The following is an 18,537-nucleotide window of genomic DNA, read 5'->3' on the forward strand; positions in this document are numbered from 1 at the left end:
TTCTCTCAGTCCTGTGAGTCGGTGGTGGTGCCACCGTCGATGATCAGTTCATTCGAGTCTGACGGTTGGGTGGACAGTTTGGCGAATCGGGGATCCGAGAGCAGCTCCTCGTCGAGGTCGTCGATCAGGTCGACGTCCGGCAGCAGGGGCGCCAGATCGGGCAGTTCCGACAGTGACGCCAGCCCGAGCCGTTCCAGGAAGAGTTCGGTGGTGGCATAGGTCGTCGCGTTCGTGGTCGGTTCGCTGCCGACCTCGTTGATCAGTCCGCGAGCGACGAGGGTGCGGATCACGCCGTCGACGTTGACGCCGCGGATGGCGCTCACCCGTGCCCGGGTGACCGGTTGCCGGTAGGCGATGACCGCCAGCGTCTCGAGCGCCGCCCGCGTGAGCTTCGACCGCGCGCCGTCGAGCAGCAGCCGCTCCACGTAGGGGGCGTACTCCGCCCGGGTGTAGTAACGCCAGCCGTCGCCGGCGAAGCGCAGATCGATGCCGCTGCCCGACGCCGTGAGCTCCGACGACATGGCGTTGAGTGTCTCCCGGACCCGCGTGCGGTCCTGGTCGACGGCGTTCGCGAGTTCTTCGGTGGTGACCGGGGTGTCCACGACGAGCAGCACCGCCTCCAGGGCGGAACGGAGTCGCGCGTCGTCGAGGTACTCCCCTTCGCCCTGCAGAGTGGTCTGCTCGGGTTCGGCCGGTCCCGGGTCCTCTCCCTCGGCTACGCCGGTCGGGTCGTGGTGGTCGACCTCAGGAGCGTGATCAGTCATCCGTAGTCCTCTGCCTTGTCGATGCGCAGGTCGTCGGCACCGCGCTCCCCCGTCCACATCACCGCGAGATCGCCGAGTGCCTCGGGTTGTTCGAAGGTGATGGCCTGCTCCCGGAACAACTCGAGCAGGCCGAGGAAGCTACCGACGATCTCCAGCACGTTCTCGCAGTCCGCGGTCAGCTCGCCGAAGGTCAGCCATGTGCCCGGTACCGCACTGAGGAGAGATGCCATCCGACGTGCCTGGCCCGGAACCGACACCTTCTGGACGTCGTGCAGATGGTCGAGGCCGACGGTGGGCACCGGACGCGGCGTCAGCCCCGCCGCGGCGACCTGCGCGAAGCCGTTGGCGTCGACACCGAGGGTGACCTCCGGCAGCAGATCCTCGAAGCGCTTCTCGAGCGACACCGCGCGTGGGTAGCGCTGCAGGGCGGCGGCCTCGAGTTCGCCGAACAGGGCGGCGACCTGCTTGTAGGCGCGGTACTGCAGCAACCGCGCGAACAACAGGTCCCGGGCTTCGAGGAGTGCGAGGTCCTCCGGATCATCGACCTCGCCGGAGGGCAGCAGGCGAGCCGCCTTGAGATCCAGCAGCGTCGCCGCGACGACGAGGAATTCGGTCGTCTGGTCGAGCCCCATCTCCGGGCCGAGTGCGCGGGTGTAGGCGATGAAGTCGTCGGTCACCTCGTGCAGCGCCACCTCGGTCACATCGAGGCGGTGCTGCGAGATCAGGTTCAGCAGCAGGTCGAACGGACCCTCGAAGTTGCGCAGCTTGACCCGGAAACCGGACTCCTCGGCACCGACCTCGGACGACGCTTCCGCCGCGCTCGAAGCATCTTCGGGCACAACCGAATCGGACGCGCCGGGTTCGGATACGGCGGTTTCGGACACGGCGGGTTCGGGGACTGCCTGGTCGGTGCCGGTCGTCATGCGGGCGTGACGTTGCGGGCGATCACCTCGCGTGCGAGCGCCCGGTACGCCTTCGCGCCGGCCGACCGCGGCGCCCACGATGTGATCGGTTCCCCGGCGACGCTGGTCTCCGGGAACCGGACGGTGCGGGCGATGACGGTGTCGTAGACCGCGTCGCCGAACACCTCGACGACGCGGGCCATCACCTCACGGGAGTGCAGTGTGCGGGCGTCGAACATGGTGACCAGGATGCCGCCGAGGTCCAGGCGCGGGTTGAGCCGGTCGCGCACCTTGTTGATCGTGTCGGTGAGCAGAGCCAGCCCGCGCAGGCTGAAGTACTCGCACTCCATCGGGATAAGCACGGTGTCGGCGCAGGCCAGCGCGTTGACGGTGAGCAGACCCAGCGACGGCTGGCAGTCGATGAGGACGACGTCGTAGCGGTCGAGCACGGGATGCAGTGCCCGGCCGAGCGACTGCTCGCGACCCACCTCGGTCACCAGCTGGATCTCCGCGGCCGACAGGTCGATGTTGCTGGGCAGCAGGTCGAGACCGTCGACGCGGGTCCGCATCAGGACCTCGTCGGTGGCCACCTGCGGCGGTACGAGGAGGTTGTAGACGGTCTGTTCCAGCTCGTGATGCGGCACACCGAGTCCCGCGGACAGCGCACCCTGCGGGTCGAGGTCGACGAGCAGGACCCGACGACCGTATTCGGCAAGCGCAGCACCGAGATTGATGGTCGACGTCGTTTTGCCGACGCCGCCCTTCTGATTGCAGACCGCGATCACCGTGGCGGGTCCGTGACGGTCCAGCGGAGCGGGCTCGGGTACGTCGCGATACGGCCGCCCGGTGGGGCCGATCTCGTCGGCATCGTGCTCGGCCTCGTCGGTGTCGTTTCCGGGCGACACCTGGATGCTGTACTGATCTCCCGGACGGGCGCCAGACCCTCCCGGACGGGCGCCAGACAGGGGTGCGCTCGGAGTGGTCACGTGTCCGCCGCTCCCTTCGCTGTTCGATGCCGCTTCTCGGTAGTTCAGTTGTACGTTCACGGCCGAGCCTCGTATCAGCCTAGGACATCTCCCCGGTCATCCCGGCGTCGGCGCGCCCGGGGGATCCGCGGGGTCAACGCGCCCTCGGATGGGCGACGGCATAGACCTCCCGCATCGTGTTGACCGTCACGAGCGTGTACACCTGCGTGGTGGTGACCGAGGCATGGCCCAGGAGTTCCTGCACGACGCGGACGTCGGCGCCGCCGTCGAGCAGATGGGTCGCGAAGCTGTGCCGGAGGGTGTGCGGCGAGACCGCCTTGTCGAGGCCGGCTCGTTCGGCCGCGGTGACGAGCACCTGCCAGGCGCTCTGCCGCGAGAGCCGCCCACCGCGCGCGTTCAGGAACACCGCGGGCGTCGCCCGTGACACCAGCGCGGGTCGCCCGCGGACGAGGTACGCCTCGAGTGCCTGGACGGCGGGCCCGCCGAGCGGCACGAGACGCTCTTTCCCGCCCTTGCCCCGGAGGCGAACCGCGCGCATGTCGTCGAGATCGAGATCGTCGAGATCGAGGGAGGTGGCCTCGGAGATCCGCGCCCCGCAGCTGTAGAGGAATTCCAGCAGCGCGCGGTCCCGCAACCCGCGCGGATGGTCCTCGACGCCGGCCGAATCGAGAATGGCGAGCACCTCGTCGACCGGCAGGGATTTCGGCAGGCGCCGCGCCGCGCGCGGCGGCCGGACATCGTGCGCGACGTCGGTCGGCACGATCCCCTCGTCCACCGCGAACTTGTGAAAACGCCTGGTGGCGACCAGGGTTCGCGCGATCGAACTGTCCGCCAGCGGGGCGAACCCCGCCTCGGCGTCACCGCGACGGAGTTCGACGAGGAACTCGCGGATGTCCTCTTCGGTCACGGCGTCGAGTGACGGGATCCCCCGCCGGTCGAGATACCCGCGATACCTCTCGAGATCGCGCCGGTAGGACGACACTGTGTTGGCCGCCGCACCCCGCTCCACCGTCAGGTGATCGAGGTAGCGCGCGATGTCGGCGGCCAGGGTCACGACCGGCGGCCCCCATCGTCGGCACGTCGGTTCCGTAACGCGGTCGGCTCGTCCGGCCACGGGGCGTCGACGCCGCGGAGGCCGGCCGTCGACCCGCTGGCTGCGGCCGCGGCCAGGATGCCGGCCACGCTCGTCGCGTTGACGATCTCCCCCGACAACACCTTCGCGACGGCGTCGTCGAGCGGCACCCACTCGATCGACATGTCGGCTTCCTCGTCGACGCGTTCGGCCGCGTCGAGATAATGCAGCCCCTCGGCGAGATACAACCGCAGCGCCTCGTCGGTGAAGCCGGGTGACAACGCGAGGTCGACCAGGACGTGCCACGAGTCGGCGGCAAGGTCGGCCTCCTCGGCCAGCTCGCGCTGGGCGGCGGCCAGGGGTTCTTCGTCGGCCTGATCGAGCAACCCGGCGGGCAACTCGAGCAGACGTCGGCCGATCGGGTGACGGTACTGCCGCACCATCGCCACCCGGCCGGCGTCGTCGCGCGCCAGGATCGCGACGGCGCCGAAATGTTCGACGACCTCCCGCTCGGCGACGCGCCCGCCCGGCATCTCGACGTCGTCGACCCGGAGGGTGATGATCGCGCCGTCGTAGACGGTGCGGCTCTCCTTGACCTCGAAGTCGTGGCCCAACGCGGTCAGTCCCTGCCGGCAGGGTCGTCGAGGACTGCCTCGCCCAGCCCGGCCACCGGTTCCACCGTGACCGCGTTGACGGCGGCCACCGCGTCCGCGGGAGCGTCGTTCGACTCGTAGTCGTCACCGAGGTCGACCGGAAGACGTTCGGCCGCCTTGTACTTCAGGGCCGCCTCGATGAACGACCGGAACAGCGGATGCGGGCGGGTCGGCCGGCTCTTGAGCTCCGGGTGTGCTTGCGTGGCAACCAGATACGGGTGCACCGACTTGGGGTACTCGACGAATTCGACGAGGTGCCCATCGGGCGAGGTACCCGAGAACACGAGCCCGGAGTCGGCGATCTTGTCGCGGTAGGCGTTGTTGACCTCGAAGCGATGACGGTGACGCTCGGACACCTCCCGCGTCCCGTAGGCCTCGGCGACGACGGACCCGGCCTTCAGCACGGCGTCGTAGGCACCGAGTCGCATGGTGCCGCCCAGGTCGGCGTCGCCGGCCACCGCGTCGGCCTGATCGGCCATCGTCGAGATCACCGGGTGCGGGGTCTCCGGGTCGAACTCGGTCGAGCTGGCCTCGTCGAGGCCGACCGAACGGGCCGCCTCGATGACCACACATTGCAGCCCGAGGCACAAGCCCAACAGCGGGATCCCGCGCCGCCGTGCGTACGAGATGGCACCGACCTTGCCCTCGATGCCGCGGATGCCGAAACCGCCGGGGATCAGGATCGCGTCGACGTCGCCGAGGGCGGCCTGCGCGCCGGCTTGGGTGGCGCACTCATCCGACGGCACCCACTTGATCTCGGTGCGCGCCTTCCAGGCGAAGCCACCGGCGCGGATGGCCTCGGTCACCGACAGGTAGGCGTCGGGGAGATCGACGTACTTGCCGACCAGCGCGACACGCACTGTCTCGCGCGGCTCGTGCACACGGCGGAGGAGCTCGCCCCACACCGTCCAGTCGACGTCGCGGAACGGCAGACCGAGCTTGCGGACCACGTAGGCGTCGAGGTGCTCGCTGTGGAGCACCTTCGGGATGTCGTAGATCGACGGGGCGTCGGGGGTGGAGATCACGCCGTCGAGTTCGACGTCGCACATGAGCGCGATCTTCTTCTTGAGCCCTTCGGGCACATCGCGGTCGCAGCGCAGGATCAGCGCGTCGGGCTGGATGCCGACGTTGCGCAGCGCGGCGACCGAGTGCTGGGTCGGCTTGGTCTTGAGTTCCCCCGACGGCGCGAGGTAGGGCACGAGCGAGACGTGCAGGAAGAAGACATTGTCGCGGCCGACGTCGTGGCGCACCTGTCGCGCGGCCTCGATGAACGGCAGCGACTCGATGTCGCCGACCGTGCCACCGATCTCGGTGATGACCACATCGGGCACCTCACCGTCGGCGTCGGGTTCGGCCATGGCCAGCACGCGCGACTTGAGCTCGTCGGTGATGTGCGGGATGACCTGAACGGTTTCACCGAGGTACTCGCCGCGGCGCTCCTTGGCGATGACCGACGAATACACCTGTCCGGTGGTCACATTCGCCGACTGCGAGAGATTGCGGTCGAGGAAACGCTCGTAATGTCCGACGTCGAGATCGGTCTCGGCGCCGTCCTCGGTCACGAACACCTCACCGTGCTGGAACGGATTCATGGTGCCCGGATCGACGTTCAGATACGGATCGAGCTTCTGCATGGTGACCCGGAGGCCCCGCGAGGTGAGAAGCTGACCCAGGCTGGAGGCCGTCAGGCCCTTGCCCAGCGAAGAGGCGACGCCACCGGTCACAAAGATGTGCTTGGTGTCGTGTACATGGCGAAGTGGTCGCAAAAGAAGTGTCTCCCGTCGGCCGAATCGGGGCCGATGCCCTGATTACCTACGGGACTCCAGGGTAACACCACCGACGCCCGACGCCGCACCGCCACACCGTCGACGGGTGTGGCGGTACTCGCGTGCGGTGGCGGACTCGATCTCAGGCAGCCGGTCGTCCGTCGGCACCGACGGTGATCGCGGTCGCGCCCGGTCCGGTGCCGTAGGAGCCGGTCGTCCCGTCGGCCTCGGCGGCCAGGGCGAGGATCGTCGTGATGAGACCCGTCGGCTGGTCGATGTTGTCGACGGTCGAGACCGCGTTGGCCAGCGACGGATCCGAGCGGACGATGGCGATCGGCGACCCGCCCGCCGCGGAGCCGGTGCGTCCGACCAGTACCCCGCCGACCCCGCGTGCCGACAGCGTGGCGGCCAGGCGGCCGACCAGCGTGCCCTGCGCACCGGAGTCCGGACCGAACTCGTCACCGGTCACCACCACCACCAGATCGGTCGGGGTGATCGCGTTGTCGGCGTAGTCGATGAACCCACCGTCGCGCAGTGTCGCCAGCCCGGTCCGACGGTCCCCGGACGACGCCGGTCGCGCTGTCTCGTTCGACAGCACGAGGGCCCCGAGCAGGTCCCCGACCCGGCCCCCGGAATCGGTCAGTTCCGCGCGCAGCATCGTGCCCGGCGGAATGGTCTGGTCGACGATCGTCCGCAGTTCCTCGGACTTGCCGTCGGTGAGCAGTGCGTCGGTCAAACCGATCTGTCCGCCGAATCGGGCACCGGCACCCGAGATCGATTCTTTGACCGCATCGACATCGGCATCCGCCGCGTTCGGTGCGGTGACCACCAGCACGGACTGCCCCTTGAGCTTGTTCGCGATCAGCCGGGGTGTGATGGCGAGGTCGAAGCTGTTGGAGGCGTTGAGCTTTGCGTTGAGATCGTCGCGCTCGCTCTCCAGGTCGCCGATGCGGTCACGACTCGTGCCGGTCATCGAGTTGACGCGGTCCCCGACGAATCCCGAACCCAGGAACAGTCCCAGGGCGAGCGCGAGGAAGACCGCGACCAGCGAGATCGCATGCTGTCGTAGCGAGATCATCGGCTACCGGTTCCAGACCTCTCGAGCCCAGTCGAGCAGCGCATTCCACTGCACGACGATCCAGTCGGTGATGTCGGTGCCCGCGTTCGACAGCAGCACGGCGGCGATGACGGCGACGAGTGCCGCGAGCACGACACACGCGATCGCGGCACCGGACACCCGACTGCGGTAGAGCGTGGCGACCGCCTTCGCGTCGACGAGCTTCTGGCCCACCTTCAGTCGGGTCAGGAACATCGACGGATTGCTCTCCCGGCGCGACCGGTCGAAGAAGTCGTCGAGCGATCCCGGGTAGCCGACGGTGACGATCAGGTCGGCGCCGTGGTAGTCGGTGAGCAGCAACGCGAGGTCGCCGGCCGACCCGGCGGCCGGGAACGTGGTGGCCCCGATGCCGAGGTCCTGAATGCGTTCGAGCCCGGTCGCGTGTCCGTCGGTGTCGGCCGGAAGCACCAGCTGTGCACCGGATTTCAGCGTCGGAGTCTTCATGGTCTCGGGATCGCCGACGATGATCGACGGCTTGTACCCGGCCTTCATCAGCGTGTCCGCACCGGCTCCGACGCCCACCATGACGGGCTGGTACTCCTTGATGAACGGTTTCAGCGAGCGGAGGTCGGCGGCACGGTCGGCACCTTCGCCGACGATGACGACGTGACGGCCTGCGACGTCGACGTCGATCTCCGGCACACCGACCCCGTCGATCAGCAGCGGCGACTCGCTGCGGATGAACTCGATCGTGTTGCCCGAGAACGCCTCGAGATGGTCGACGAGGCCCGCCTTGGCACCGATCATGATGTCGGCGATGTCGCGCTCCTCGAGCTCGGTACCGAGGGCGAGTCGCCGTTCGCCGACGAAGAGCCGGTCGTTGTGGACCCGCACCTTGGCACCGTCCTTGACCCGCTTGAAGATCTCCGGACCCACATCGTCGAGCAGCACGATGCCGGAGGCCACCAGGACCTCGGGTCCGAGGTTGGGGTAGCGGCCGGTGATCGACCGCGAGGCGTTGACCACGGCCACGACGTTGGCCTCGACGAGCGCGTCGGCGGTCACCCGGTCGAGGTCGACCTCGTCGAGGATGGCGATGTCGCCCGGCCCGACGCGGTTGAGCAGCCGTTTCGTGTTCTTGTCGATTCTGGCGATACCGGTCACGCCAGGCAGTTCTTCGGTGTTACGCGCGAGCAGTGCAGGCATCTTCATGACGGCCATGATCGGCCGAAGGCACGCCTCAGCCGGGGAGGCGCGCCGTAACAACAGCAACTTTTGTCACACACGTACCATGTGTTTCACCGTCCGCGGTGCTCAGTCGGCGGCGCGCTCCGCCTCCGCGGTGGCCAGCAATTCCTCGGCGTGGGCGCGCCCGGTGTCGGACTCCCCCAGGCCCGCGAGCATGCGGGCCAACTCCGCCACTCGCTCGCTCCGATCGAGCGTGCGCACACTGCTGGTGACGAGCGCCCCCTTCTTGCTCTTGCCGATGACCAGGTGGTTGTCGGCGAACGCCGCGACCTGAGGGAGGTGGGTCACCACGATCACCTGGTGTGCTCGGGCCAGCCTCGACAACCGCTTCCCGATCTCCACGGCCGCGCGACCACCGACCCCGGCGTCGACCTCGTCGAAGACCATCACCGATCCCGAGGTGGGTGCGGCGAGGACGACTTCGAGGGCGAGCATGACCCGCGAGAGTTCGCCGCCCGACGCCGACTTCGCGATGGGCAGCGGCGTGGCGCCGGGATGGGCGAGAAGTGCGAATTCGACCTTGTCCGCGCCGTCGGCGCCGGCGTGCGCGGCGGTGCCCGCGACGGTGACGGTCAGCCGGTCGTCGGGCGTCGCCGCGTCCGGGTTGACCGCGACCGCCAGCGCCGAGTCCCCCATTGCCAGTCCCTTGAGCTCGCGAGACACCTTGTCGGCCATCGACTTCGCGGCCTTCGACCGCAGCGTGTGCAACTTGTCCGCCGCGGCCTGCACCTTGTCCCGGGCCGCCGTCGCGGCGACCTCGAGCTCCTCGATGGAGGCCCGTGGGTCCTCGATCTCCGCGAGCCGGGCCTCGGCCTTGTGGCGCCAGTCGATCACTCCGTCGACATCCGGCGCGTACTTGCGGACGAGCGTCTTCAGCTCGGCCTGACGGGCGAGCAGCTTGTCGAGCTCCTCGGCGTCGGCGGGTAGGCCCGACGTGAAGGCGGTCAGTTCGGCGCCGACATCGGTGATGACGGTGAGCGCCTCGGTGACGCGCGGTACTAGATCACGCAGCGTGTCGTCGGCCGCGGTCTCCAGCAGCGTGCGCACCGTTCCGAGTCCTTCGATGACCGATGATCCCGAGTCCCCGGCGACGATGGCGTGCGCCTGGTCGGCGGCACCACGGATGGACTCCAGGTCGGAGAGCCGGCGGATCGTCGCGGTCAGCTCCTCGTCCTCGCCGGGCACCGGACCGACGGCGGCGATCTCGTCGATGCCGAACCGCAGCCGGTCGGCTTCCTGCGCGAGTTCGCGGTAGTTGGCGCGCCGGGCGTCGAGTTCGTCGAGGACCTCGACCCAGGCCGTTCGTGCCTTCCGGTATGAGTCCAGCGCCGCAGCCGCCTTCGGGCCGGCGAAGGTGTCGAGTGCCGCGCGCTGGTGTTCGGGCCGGAGGAGCCGCAACTGGTCGTTCTGGCCGTGGATGGCCAGGACCGCCGTGGTGAGTTGGCCCATGACGCCCACCGGGACCGACCGACCGCCCAGATGGGCGCGGGATCGTCCGTCGGCGCTGACGGACCGGACCGCGATGACGGTGTCGTCGTCGTCGAGTTCGGCTCCGGTGGAGTCCAGGATGTCGGCGACGACCGGATCCCGGTGCGCTCCGCCGTTGTTCGCGAGCCGGAACCGGCCCTCGACGACTGCCTTGGGGCTGCCGGTCCGGACGCGCGTCGCGTCGGCGCGGGCACCGGACAGCAGGTGCAGGCTGGTGACGATCATCGTCTTGCCCGCTCCGGTCTCGCCGGTGAGCACCGTGAATCCCGGATGAAAGCGCGCCTGCGCCTCCTCGATGACACCGAGACCGGTGATCGAGATCTCTTCGAGCACGACTATGCCTGCCTCCTCGCCATCCCGTGACCGGGAGGGCGAACTTGGTGACCAGTCGGTCGGCGAAGGGGTCGGAATCGATCCGGATCCAACGCACCGACCGTTCGCTGCGCACCACCTCGACCCGCGCTCCCGCGGGTACGTCGAGTGCGCGTCGGCCGTCGCACAGCGCCAGCGCAGACCGCCCGTTCTTGTCCACCTCCACCGCGATCCGCGATCGCGGACTCGTCACCATCGGCCGGGCGAACAGGGCGTGGGCGTTGTTCGGCACGACCAGGATGGCCTCGAGGTCGGGCCACATCACCGGCCCGCCGGCGGAGAACGCGTAGGCCGTCGATCCGGTCGGTGTTGACACCAGCACTCCGTCGGCGCCGAAGGCCGAGACCGGCCGGCCGTCGACCTCGGTCACGAGCTCGAGGACACCGTTGTTGCTCGTGTTCAGGACCGCGACCTCGTTGAGCGCCCAGCTGCACGCGGTCGGCGGATCCGGGTCGGCCGGGTCCACGATGGCGATGTCGAGGGTCATCCGCGGTTCGATGCGGTAGTCCCGGGCGATCAGCTGGGTCATGACCTCGTCGACGCGATGCGCCTCGGCCTCGGCGAGGAAGCCGATGTGTCCGAGATTGATACCCAGGACCGGGACCTCGGCGGGATAGGCCAGCTCGGCGGCCCGGAGGAAGGTGCCGTCCCCGCCCAGGACGATGACGAGTTCGCAGCCCTCTGCCGTCGCGGACTCGGCCGTCGTGACCTCGACGACCGCGCCGAGCGACCGCAGGTATTCGGGGTCGACCGGTACGTTGCGGGGACGGGGCGACTCGCCCTCGTTGTTCCGGTACAGCACATCGTGATCGGGGGCGTCGCGGTCGAGGGTGTCGTGGTCGACCACGCGCAGCGCGACGTCGGCGGCCGCGCAGTGGCGCGCGATCGCCTCGATGGTCTCGAGCACGTTCTCGCGTCCGGTGTGGGCGACCACCAAAAACTCGCGGGCACCGGTGTGGTCCGGTGCCGGATCGTCGGTCACTGGTGATCCCCTCCATCGAAGTGCGGTCTGGGACAAGTGCGGTGTCGGTACGGAGACGCGGGCCCAGCGGGTCAGCGCGGTCCCGCGGCGACCGCCTGTTCGATCATGGCCCGTAGTTCGTCCGGGGACCCGAGGGGGCGATCCGCGTCGGTCGAGTCCGCCCGGTCGACCCTATCGCTCCACCCCGACTCCTCGCCCGTCCGGTCGGCGAGCTCGTTGTGCAACCACAGGAAGTACTCGACGTTCCCCGACGGCCCGGGCAGCGGGCTCGCCACCACACCGCGCGTCCGCAGTCCGTGCGCGGCGGCCTCGGTCGCGACTCCGAGTACCGCCTCGGCGCGTAGCGCGGGATCGCGGACCACGCCGCCCGATCCGACCCGGTCCTTGCCGACCTCGAACTGCGGTTTGACCATCGGCAGCAGGTCGGCGCCCGGCGCGCAACAACGGGCCAGCGCGGGCAGCACCAGGCCCAACGAGATGAACGACAGGTCGGCGACCACGACGTCGACCGGGCCGCCGATGGACCCGGGCTCGAGGTGCCGGACGTTCGTCCGGTCATGGACCACGACGCGCTCGTCGTTCTGCAACCGCCAGATGAGTTGTCCGTATCCGACGTCCGCGGCGACCACCTCGCGGGCCCCGCGGCGCAGCAGCACATCGGTGAATCCCCCGGTCGATGCGCCGGCGTCGAGGCACCGACGCCCCTCCACCGTCAGGCCACCCGGCTCGAACGCCTCGAGCGCACCGAGGAGCTTGTGCGCGCCTCGTGACGCCCAGTCGTCTCGCGGACCCTCGTCGACGACGATCGGGGTGTCCCGGGTGACCCCGGTGGCCGCCTTCGACGCGATGGTCCCGTTGACCCGGACCGACCCGGCATCGACGAGCTCACGCGCCTGTTCGCGCGATCGGGCGAGACCTCGGCGGACGAGTTCGGCATCGAGTCGTGCTCTGGCGACCATGGTCAGAACCGCTCCCTCGTGGACGACTCCGGTTTCCGCACCGAGGCCGGTCTCATCGTCGGTCCACGGCGTCGAGGGCCGCGGTGAGCGAGTCATGGGCCTGCTCGAGAAGCGCCGCCTGACGTTCGAGCGCCGCCAGCGAGAAGGCGTCACCCGCCGATTCACGGATCTCGTCGACCTGCGCGAGCATCTCGGTGACCTCGGCCTCCACGTCGGGCAGCTCCCCGACCCCATCGGCGGTGCCGAATGCGTCGACGACGGGGTCGAACTGCCGACGCGGCATCGCTCCCGGCGTGGGCCGGGACGGACCTGGGTCAGCCGAGGAGGCAGTCGGGTGAGTCATCGTGGACCACGCTAGCCGACGACTGTGACACCGAGGGATTCGAGCTTGGTCCTCGCGGCTCCCTCCGCGATCACCCGCAAGTCGTCCGGATCCGCGGACCCGGCATCGACTGCGGCCCAGGTGGCGGCGGCGAGCGCGGGCACCAGTCCCGCCTCCGCGCCGGAACCGGCGACCCGCACGGTCGGACCCTCGACGGTGATGTCCCAACCGGGCTGGTCGGACACCCGCACGGCGTCGATGTCGACGAAAAGGCCGGCGAGGTCGTCGAGAACGTAGGTGGGTCGCTGCTCCGGGGGCGCCGACAGCAGATCGTCGACCGTGCTCACACCGGTCAGTACCAGGGCGCTCTCGATACCGACGGCATGGCCGCCCTCGATGTCGGTGTCCAACCGGTCCCCGACGACGAGCGGAGCGCTCGCCCGAGCACGCGCGATCGCGTCGGCCATCAACGGCGCGGCGGGCTTGCCCGCCACCAGGGGCTCCTTGCCCGTCGCGTTACGCAGCGCGGCGACCATCGAACCGTTCCCCACGAGCAGGCCCCGCTCGGACGGCAGGGTGGCGTCGATGTTCGTCGCGATCCACAGCGCGCCGGCCCGGATCGCGAGCGCCGCCTCCGACAGTTGCGCCCAACCGGTGTCCGGCGAGTGGCCCTGGATCACCGCGGCCGGTCGGTCGTCGGCACTACGCGTCACCCCGACACCGACTTCGCGGACTTCTTGCGCGAGTCCGTCGGTACCGATCACCAGTGCACGCGAACCCGGCTCGAGATGTTCGGACAGCAGCCGCGCGCCCGACTGTGCACTCGTGACGACGAGGTCGTCGGTCGCCTCGAACCCCAGCTTACGCAGGTGCGCGGCCACCTCGGACGGCCGCCGGCTCGCGTTGTTGGTCACGAAGAACCGCGGGATGTTCAGCCGGGCGAGGGCATCGAGCGCATTCGGCAGCGCGTGATGCCCGGCGAACACGGTGCCGTCCAGGTCGAGGAGTAGTGCGTCGTGACGATCGACAAGGGTCACGGAATCGGACGGCGATGTGATGGCGGGTTCGGCCGCAGACTCGGTTCCCGACGACTCGTCCAGGGTGGCGAGGGGATTGGGCACCCCTTCCACGATGGTCGACTCGGCGATCACGTCATCGCCGGCATCTCCCTCTTCCTCGGCAACGGCGGACACCGCCACCGAATTCGAGGTCTTCGACAGGTCGGCCGTACCCGGAACGGCCTCGATGGTGTCGTTCTCGATGGCATCGGACGCAGCAGGTGAATCGATTGCGGGAGTGACATCGGGCGCAGGCGCTGAGGCGGGCGCGATCGGGTCCGCATCGGAGTCGATGTCCCGCTCGACAGCCGGCACCGACAGCGGGTTGTCGAGCTCGCCTGGCGCAGCGCCGTTCACTCCCACACTCTCGGACGGCTGGTCGTCGTTGGCCAGCTCGGTCAACCGGAACTCGGCATCGGTGACATCATCGACGTCGGCGGCCGCCGCGTTCATGAACCAGGTGATCGCGTCGTCGCGACGACCGGCAGCTTCCAGGGCAGACGCATAGGCGTAGAAGAGACGGGCCGGTCCGGTACCGAGCTGCCCGGGCTTGAGGTTCTCGGCCTGCAGCGTCACGACCGCCTTCTCCGGTTCACCGAGGTCCATGCGGGCACCGGCTTCGACGATCCGCATCTCGGTGGCATCGTCGCCGGTCAGTGACCGTCCCTCGTCACCGCGCGCGATCTCGACGGCACGCTCAGGGCGCCCGAGTCCGCGTTCGCAGTCGGCGATGAGCGGCAACAGGGCCGGGTTGCCGGTGATGCGCTTGGCTGCGCGGAGTTCGGTCGCCGACTCCTGCCACTCGCCCGCGTTGTAGGCAGCGATGCCGACGGTCTCGCGAACGACGCCGACCCGGGAAGCGCGAGCGCGAGCGGCACGTGCATGTTCCAGCGCCTGGACGGGATCCTCGAGCAGGATGCGCGACACCATCACCAGGTGCCGCGCGACGATCTCGGCGTTGGCCTTGTCGAGCGTCAGCAGATCACGGCGCACCTCGGGATCGAGATCCGACGCCGCGATGTCCTCGGGTAGCGGTGGCCCGGGCTGCCGGCTGCCGCGATCAGATCCGCGGTCACGCCCCGGACGATCATTCCGGCCACCTCGACCGCCATCCCGCTGTCCACGTGTGTCCCGCTGGCCGCGCCCGTCGCGGCGCGGACGATCACGATCACTCATAGCTGCCAATCTATGCCCTCGAACCTTGCTGAGTTGTGCCGCCCGGCGATGACGCATCAGGCGACCGACGCACGAGAAAGACCCCGTATCCGACGAAAGAAATCATCGAATACGGGGCCTTTCTGAAATTGTGTTCGGCGGTGTCCTACTCTCCCACACTGATTAGGGTGCAGTACCATTGGCGCTGGAGGGCTTAGCTTCCGGGTTCGGAATGGGGCCGGGCGTTTCCCCTCCGCTATAGCCGCCGTAACTTTGTGAAACAACACGCTCACGTAGTGTGCGTGTGTTTGTTTGTCACCTCTCACCACCCCGTCACACCGTGGTGTTGTTGGGGGGTGTCCGGGGGGCGAAGCCACCCGGAGGAGTGTGTTGTTTCAGAAGTACATAGTGGATGCGAACACACCAAAACCGTGTTTGGTGATGTTGTGGGTGTTGTTGGTAAGTCCTCGGCCGATTAGTACCAGTCACCTGAACACATTGCTGTGCGTACAGTTCTGGCCTATCAACCCCATGGTCTGTGGGGGGCCTTAACCCCGCGAAGGGGGTGAGAAACCTCATCTTGGAACAGGCTTCCCGCTTAGATGCTTTCAGCGGTTATCCCTTCCGAACGTAGCTAACCAGCAGTGCCCCTGGCGGGACAACTGGCACACCAGAGGTTCGTCCGTCCCGGTCCTCTCGTACTAGGGACAGGTTTCCTCAAGTTTCTTACGCGCGCGGCGGATAGAGACCGAACTGTCTCACGACGTTCTAAACCCAGCTCGCGTGCCGCTTTAATGGGCGAACAGCCCAACCCTTGGGACCTACTCCAGCCCCAGGATGCGACGAGCCGACATCGAGGTGCCAAACCATCCCGTCGATATGGACTCTTGGGGAAGATCAGCCTGTTATCCCCGGGGTACCTTTTATCCGTTGAGCGACACCGCTTCCACTTGCCGGTGCCGGATCACTAGTCCCGACTTTCGTCCCTGCTCGACATGTACGTCTCACAGTCAAGCTCCCTTGTGCACTTACACTCAACACCTGATTGCCAACCAGGCTGAGGGAACCTTTGGGCGCCTCCGTTACCTTTTAGGAGGCAACCGCCCCAGTTAAACTACCCACCAGGCACTGTCCCTGAACCCGATCAGGGTCCGAGGTTAGAAGTCCAATACGATCAGAGTGGTATTTCAACAACGACTCCATGAACACTGGCGTGCCCACTTCACAGTCTCCCACCTATCCTACACAAACCGAACCGAACACCAATACCAAGCTATAGTGAAGGTCCCGGGGTCTTTTCGTCCTGCCGCGCGTAACGAGCATCTTTACTCGTACTGCAATTTCGCCGAGTCTGTGGTTGAGACAGCAGAGAAGTCGTTACGCCATTCGTGCAGGTCGGAACTTACCCGACAAGGAATTTCGCTACCTTAGGATGGTTATAGTTACCACCGCCGTTTACTGGGGCTTAAATTCTCAGCTTCACCACCGAAGTGATTAACCGGTCCTCTTAACCTTCCAGCACCGGGCAGGCGTCAGTCCGTATACATCGTCTTACGACTTCGCACGGACCTGTGTTTTTAGTAAACAGTCGCTTCTCTCTGGTCTCTGCGACCCACACCAGCTCAGACCGAAAAGATCGTCACCAGGATGGGTCCCCCTTCTCCCGAAGTTACGGGGGCATTTTGCCGAGTTCCTTAACCACAGTTCTCTCGATCGCCTTAGTATTCTCTACCTGACCACCTGTGTTGGTTTGGGGTACGGGCCGTGTACCAACTCACTAGAGGCTTTTCTCGGCAGCATAGGATCATGGAATTCGCCACAACGGCTACGCATCACCTCTCAGGCTATGTGAGTGACGGATTTGCCTATCACTCGCCCTACAGGCTTACACCAGTACAACCACTGACTGGCCCCACTACCTTCCTGCGTCACCCCATCGCTTGCCTACTACCAGCCAAGGTCCCATGCATCACCCCACTCGAGGTCCGAAGACCTTCCCGGGAGATCAGGATGGTTAGTACAACTGATTCAGCATGGGCGCGGATACACGGGTACGGGAATATCAACCCGTTGTCCATCGACTACGCCTGTCGGCCTCGCCTTAGGTCCCGACTCACCCTGGGCGGATTAGCCTGGCCCAGGAACCCTTGGTCATTCGGCGGCAGAGTTTCTCACTCTGCTTTCGCTACTCATGCCTGCATTCTCACTCCCACACCCTCCACACCTGGATCACTCCGGCGCTTCCACGGATGCAGGACGCTCCCCTACCCACCCCACCCACTACACAGAAGTCCGTAAACCTCTGCGGATGTCATGGTGGAGTGCCGCGGCTTCGGCGGTGTACTTGAGCCCCGCTACATTGTCGGCGCAGGATCACTTGACCAGTGAGCTATTACGCACTCTTTCAAGGGTGGCTGCTTCTAAGCCAACCTCCTGGTTGTCTTCGCGACCCCACATCCTTTTCCACTTAGTACACGCTTAGGGGCCTTAGCCGGCGATCTGGGCTGTTTCCCTCTCGACTACGAACCTTATCGCCCGCAGTCTCACTGCCACACTCTCACTTACCGGCATTCGGAGTTTGGCTGACGTCAGTAACCCTGTGGGGCCCATCGGCCATCCAGTAGCTCTACCTCCAGTAAGAAACATGTGACGCTGCACCTAAATGCATTTCGGGGAGAACCAGCTATCACGGAGTTTGATTGGCCTTTCACCCCTACCCACAACTCATCCCCTCCATTTTCAACTGAAGTGGGTTCGGGCCTCCACGACGTCTTACCGACGCTTCACCCTGGCCATGGGTAGATCACTCCGCTTCGGGTCTAGACCCGGCGACTCAAACGCCCTATTCAGACTCGCTTTCGCTACGGCTACCCCACACGGGTTAACCTCGCCACCGAGCACTAACTCGCAGGCTCATTCTTCAAAAGGCACGCCATCACCCGCCCCGAAGGCACAGGCTTTGACGGATTGTAAGCGTCCGGTTTCAGGTACTATTTCACTCCCCTCCCGGGGTACTTTTCACCTTTCCCTCACGGTACTAGTCCGCTATCGGTCACCAGGAAGTATTCAGGCTTACCGGGTGGTCCCGGCAGATTCACAGCAGATTCCACGAGCCCGCTGCTACTTGGGGACACCGTCACGCAAGACCATGTGTTTTCAGCTACCGGACTCTCACCGACTACGGCAGACCATTCCAGGCCACTTCACCTAACACACAGCTTTTTGACTCACGCTTCCACAGGCAGATGGAAGAAGACGAACCCCACAACCCCACACACACAACCCCTACCCGGTATCACATGCGCATGGTTTAGCCTCCTCCGCTTTCGCTCGCCACTACTCACGGAATCACAATTGTTTTCTCTTCCTATGGGTACTGAGATGTTTCACTTCCCCACGTTCCCCCCACACAGCCTATACATTCAGCTGGTGGTAACACGACATCACTCGTGCTGGGTTTCCCCATTCGGACACCCTCGGATCACAGCTCGTTTGACAACTCCCCGAGGACTATCGCGGCCTACCACGTCCTTCATCGGCTCCTGGTACCAAGGCATCCACCGAACGCCCTTACACACTTACAACAACACCTACAAACAACCCCCACAAGGAGGATCGAATGTAGACATCACACAAACACTCAAAACATTATCTGCTAAATCACAGACCAGCACCCCAACAACGTTGGAGCATTGGTTTGAAATAAAGATGCTCGCATCCACTATGCACTTCTCAAACAACACACGCCGATCA

The 18,537-nt window shown here is 66.5% G+C and carries 12 protein-coding genes, 2 rRNA genes and 1 pseudogene; all 15 read right to left on the reverse strand.

The features are described 5' to 3' along the window. Positions 1-5 precede the first annotated feature (5 nt). The 15 genes and pseudogenes from scpB to MVF96_RS14085 all read right to left on the reverse strand — a co-directional run bounded on the left by scpB (position 6) and on the right by MVF96_RS14085 (position 18,368). On the reverse strand, positions 6-764 hold the full coding sequence (scpB, locus tag MVF96_RS14015) for an SMC-Scp complex subunit ScpB (protein WP_065629800.1): 759 nt from the start codon (positions 762-764) through the stop codon (positions 6-8). Beyond that, positions 761-1,687 carry a segregation and condensation protein A gene (locus MVF96_RS14020; RefSeq protein WP_083207271.1) on the reverse strand — a complete coding sequence of 309 codons (927 nt, stop codon included), beginning with the start codon at positions 1,685-1,687 and terminating at the stop codon, positions 761-763. Before MVF96_RS14020 ends, scpB begins: the two co-directional genes overlap by 4 nt. Beyond that, positions 1,684-2,652, reverse strand: a complete 969-nt coding sequence (locus MVF96_RS14025; protein ID WP_388029988.1) for a ParA family protein — start codon at positions 2,650-2,652, stop codon at positions 1,684-1,686. Before MVF96_RS14025 ends, MVF96_RS14020 begins: the two co-directional genes overlap by 4 nt. A 133-nt stretch (positions 2,653-2,785) precedes the next feature. Next, complete coding sequence (gene xerD, locus MVF96_RS14030) at positions 2,786-3,706, reverse strand: site-specific tyrosine recombinase XerD (RefSeq protein WP_065629799.1); 921 nt, start codon at positions 3,704-3,706, stop codon at positions 2,786-2,788. Then, the gene (locus tag MVF96_RS14035; RefSeq protein WP_247449410.1) at positions 3,703-4,338 is read right to left on the reverse strand and encodes an NUDIX domain-containing protein; all 636 of its coding nucleotides are present in this window, start codon (positions 4,336-4,338) and stop codon (positions 3,703-3,705) included. The genes xerD and MVF96_RS14035 overlap by 4 nt, the downstream gene beginning before the upstream one ends. A 5-nt stretch (positions 4,339-4,343) precedes the next feature. Beyond that, positions 4,344-6,143 (reverse strand): CTP synthase, encoded by a 1,800-nt coding sequence (locus tag MVF96_RS14040; RefSeq protein WP_083207270.1) that lies wholly within the window; start codon positions 6,141-6,143, stop codon positions 4,344-4,346. Positions 6,144-6,285: 142 nt separating this feature from the next. Then, a complete protein-coding gene (locus MVF96_RS14045) occupies positions 6,286-7,221 on the reverse strand; it encodes a copper transporter (RefSeq protein ID WP_065629797.1) in 936 nt (311 codons plus the stop codon). 3 nt (positions 7,222-7,224) lie between these two features. Next, positions 7,225-8,412 (reverse strand): putative cytokinetic ring protein SteA, encoded by a 1,188-nt coding sequence (gene steA, locus MVF96_RS14050; protein WP_065629870.1) that lies wholly within the window; start codon positions 8,410-8,412, stop codon positions 7,225-7,227. A 102-nt stretch (positions 8,413-8,514) separates the two neighbouring features. Then, on the reverse strand, positions 8,515-10,269 hold the full coding sequence (recN, locus tag MVF96_RS14055) for a DNA repair protein RecN (RefSeq protein ID WP_247449412.1): 1,755 nt from the start codon (positions 10,267-10,269) through the stop codon (positions 8,515-8,517). Positions 10,270-10,282: 13 nt separating this feature from the next. Beyond that, a pseudogene (locus tag MVF96_RS14060) lies at positions 10,283-11,290 on the reverse strand (NAD kinase); the annotation flags it as partial. Positions 11,291-11,361: 71 nt separating this feature from the next. Then, positions 11,362-12,249 (reverse strand): TlyA family RNA methyltransferase, encoded by an 888-nt coding sequence (locus MVF96_RS14065; RefSeq protein ID WP_068972182.1) that lies wholly within the window; start codon positions 12,247-12,249, stop codon positions 11,362-11,364. A gap of 52 nt (positions 12,250-12,301) precedes the next feature. Then, a complete protein-coding gene (locus MVF96_RS14070; protein WP_068972159.1) occupies positions 12,302-12,592 on the reverse strand; it encodes a hypothetical protein in 291 nt (96 codons plus the stop codon). Positions 12,593-12,603: 11 nt separating this feature from the next. Then, positions 12,604-14,805: an HAD-IIA family hydrolase gene (locus MVF96_RS14075; RefSeq protein WP_247449414.1), complete on the reverse strand. Its 2,202-nt coding sequence runs from the start codon at positions 14,803-14,805 to the stop codon at positions 12,604-12,606. A 132-nt stretch (positions 14,806-14,937) separates the two neighbouring features. Next, positions 14,938-15,054 (reverse strand): 5S ribosomal RNA (gene rrf, locus MVF96_RS14080). A gap of 185 nt (positions 15,055-15,239) precedes the next feature. Then, positions 15,240-18,368 (reverse strand): 23S ribosomal RNA (locus MVF96_RS14085). Positions 18,369-18,537: the final 169 nt, after the last annotated feature.

Origin of the sequence: Gordonia hongkongensis, assembly GCF_023078355.1 — a bacterium.
Classification (GTDB): domain Bacteria; phylum Actinomycetota; class Actinomycetes; order Mycobacteriales; family Mycobacteriaceae; genus Gordonia; species Gordonia hongkongensis.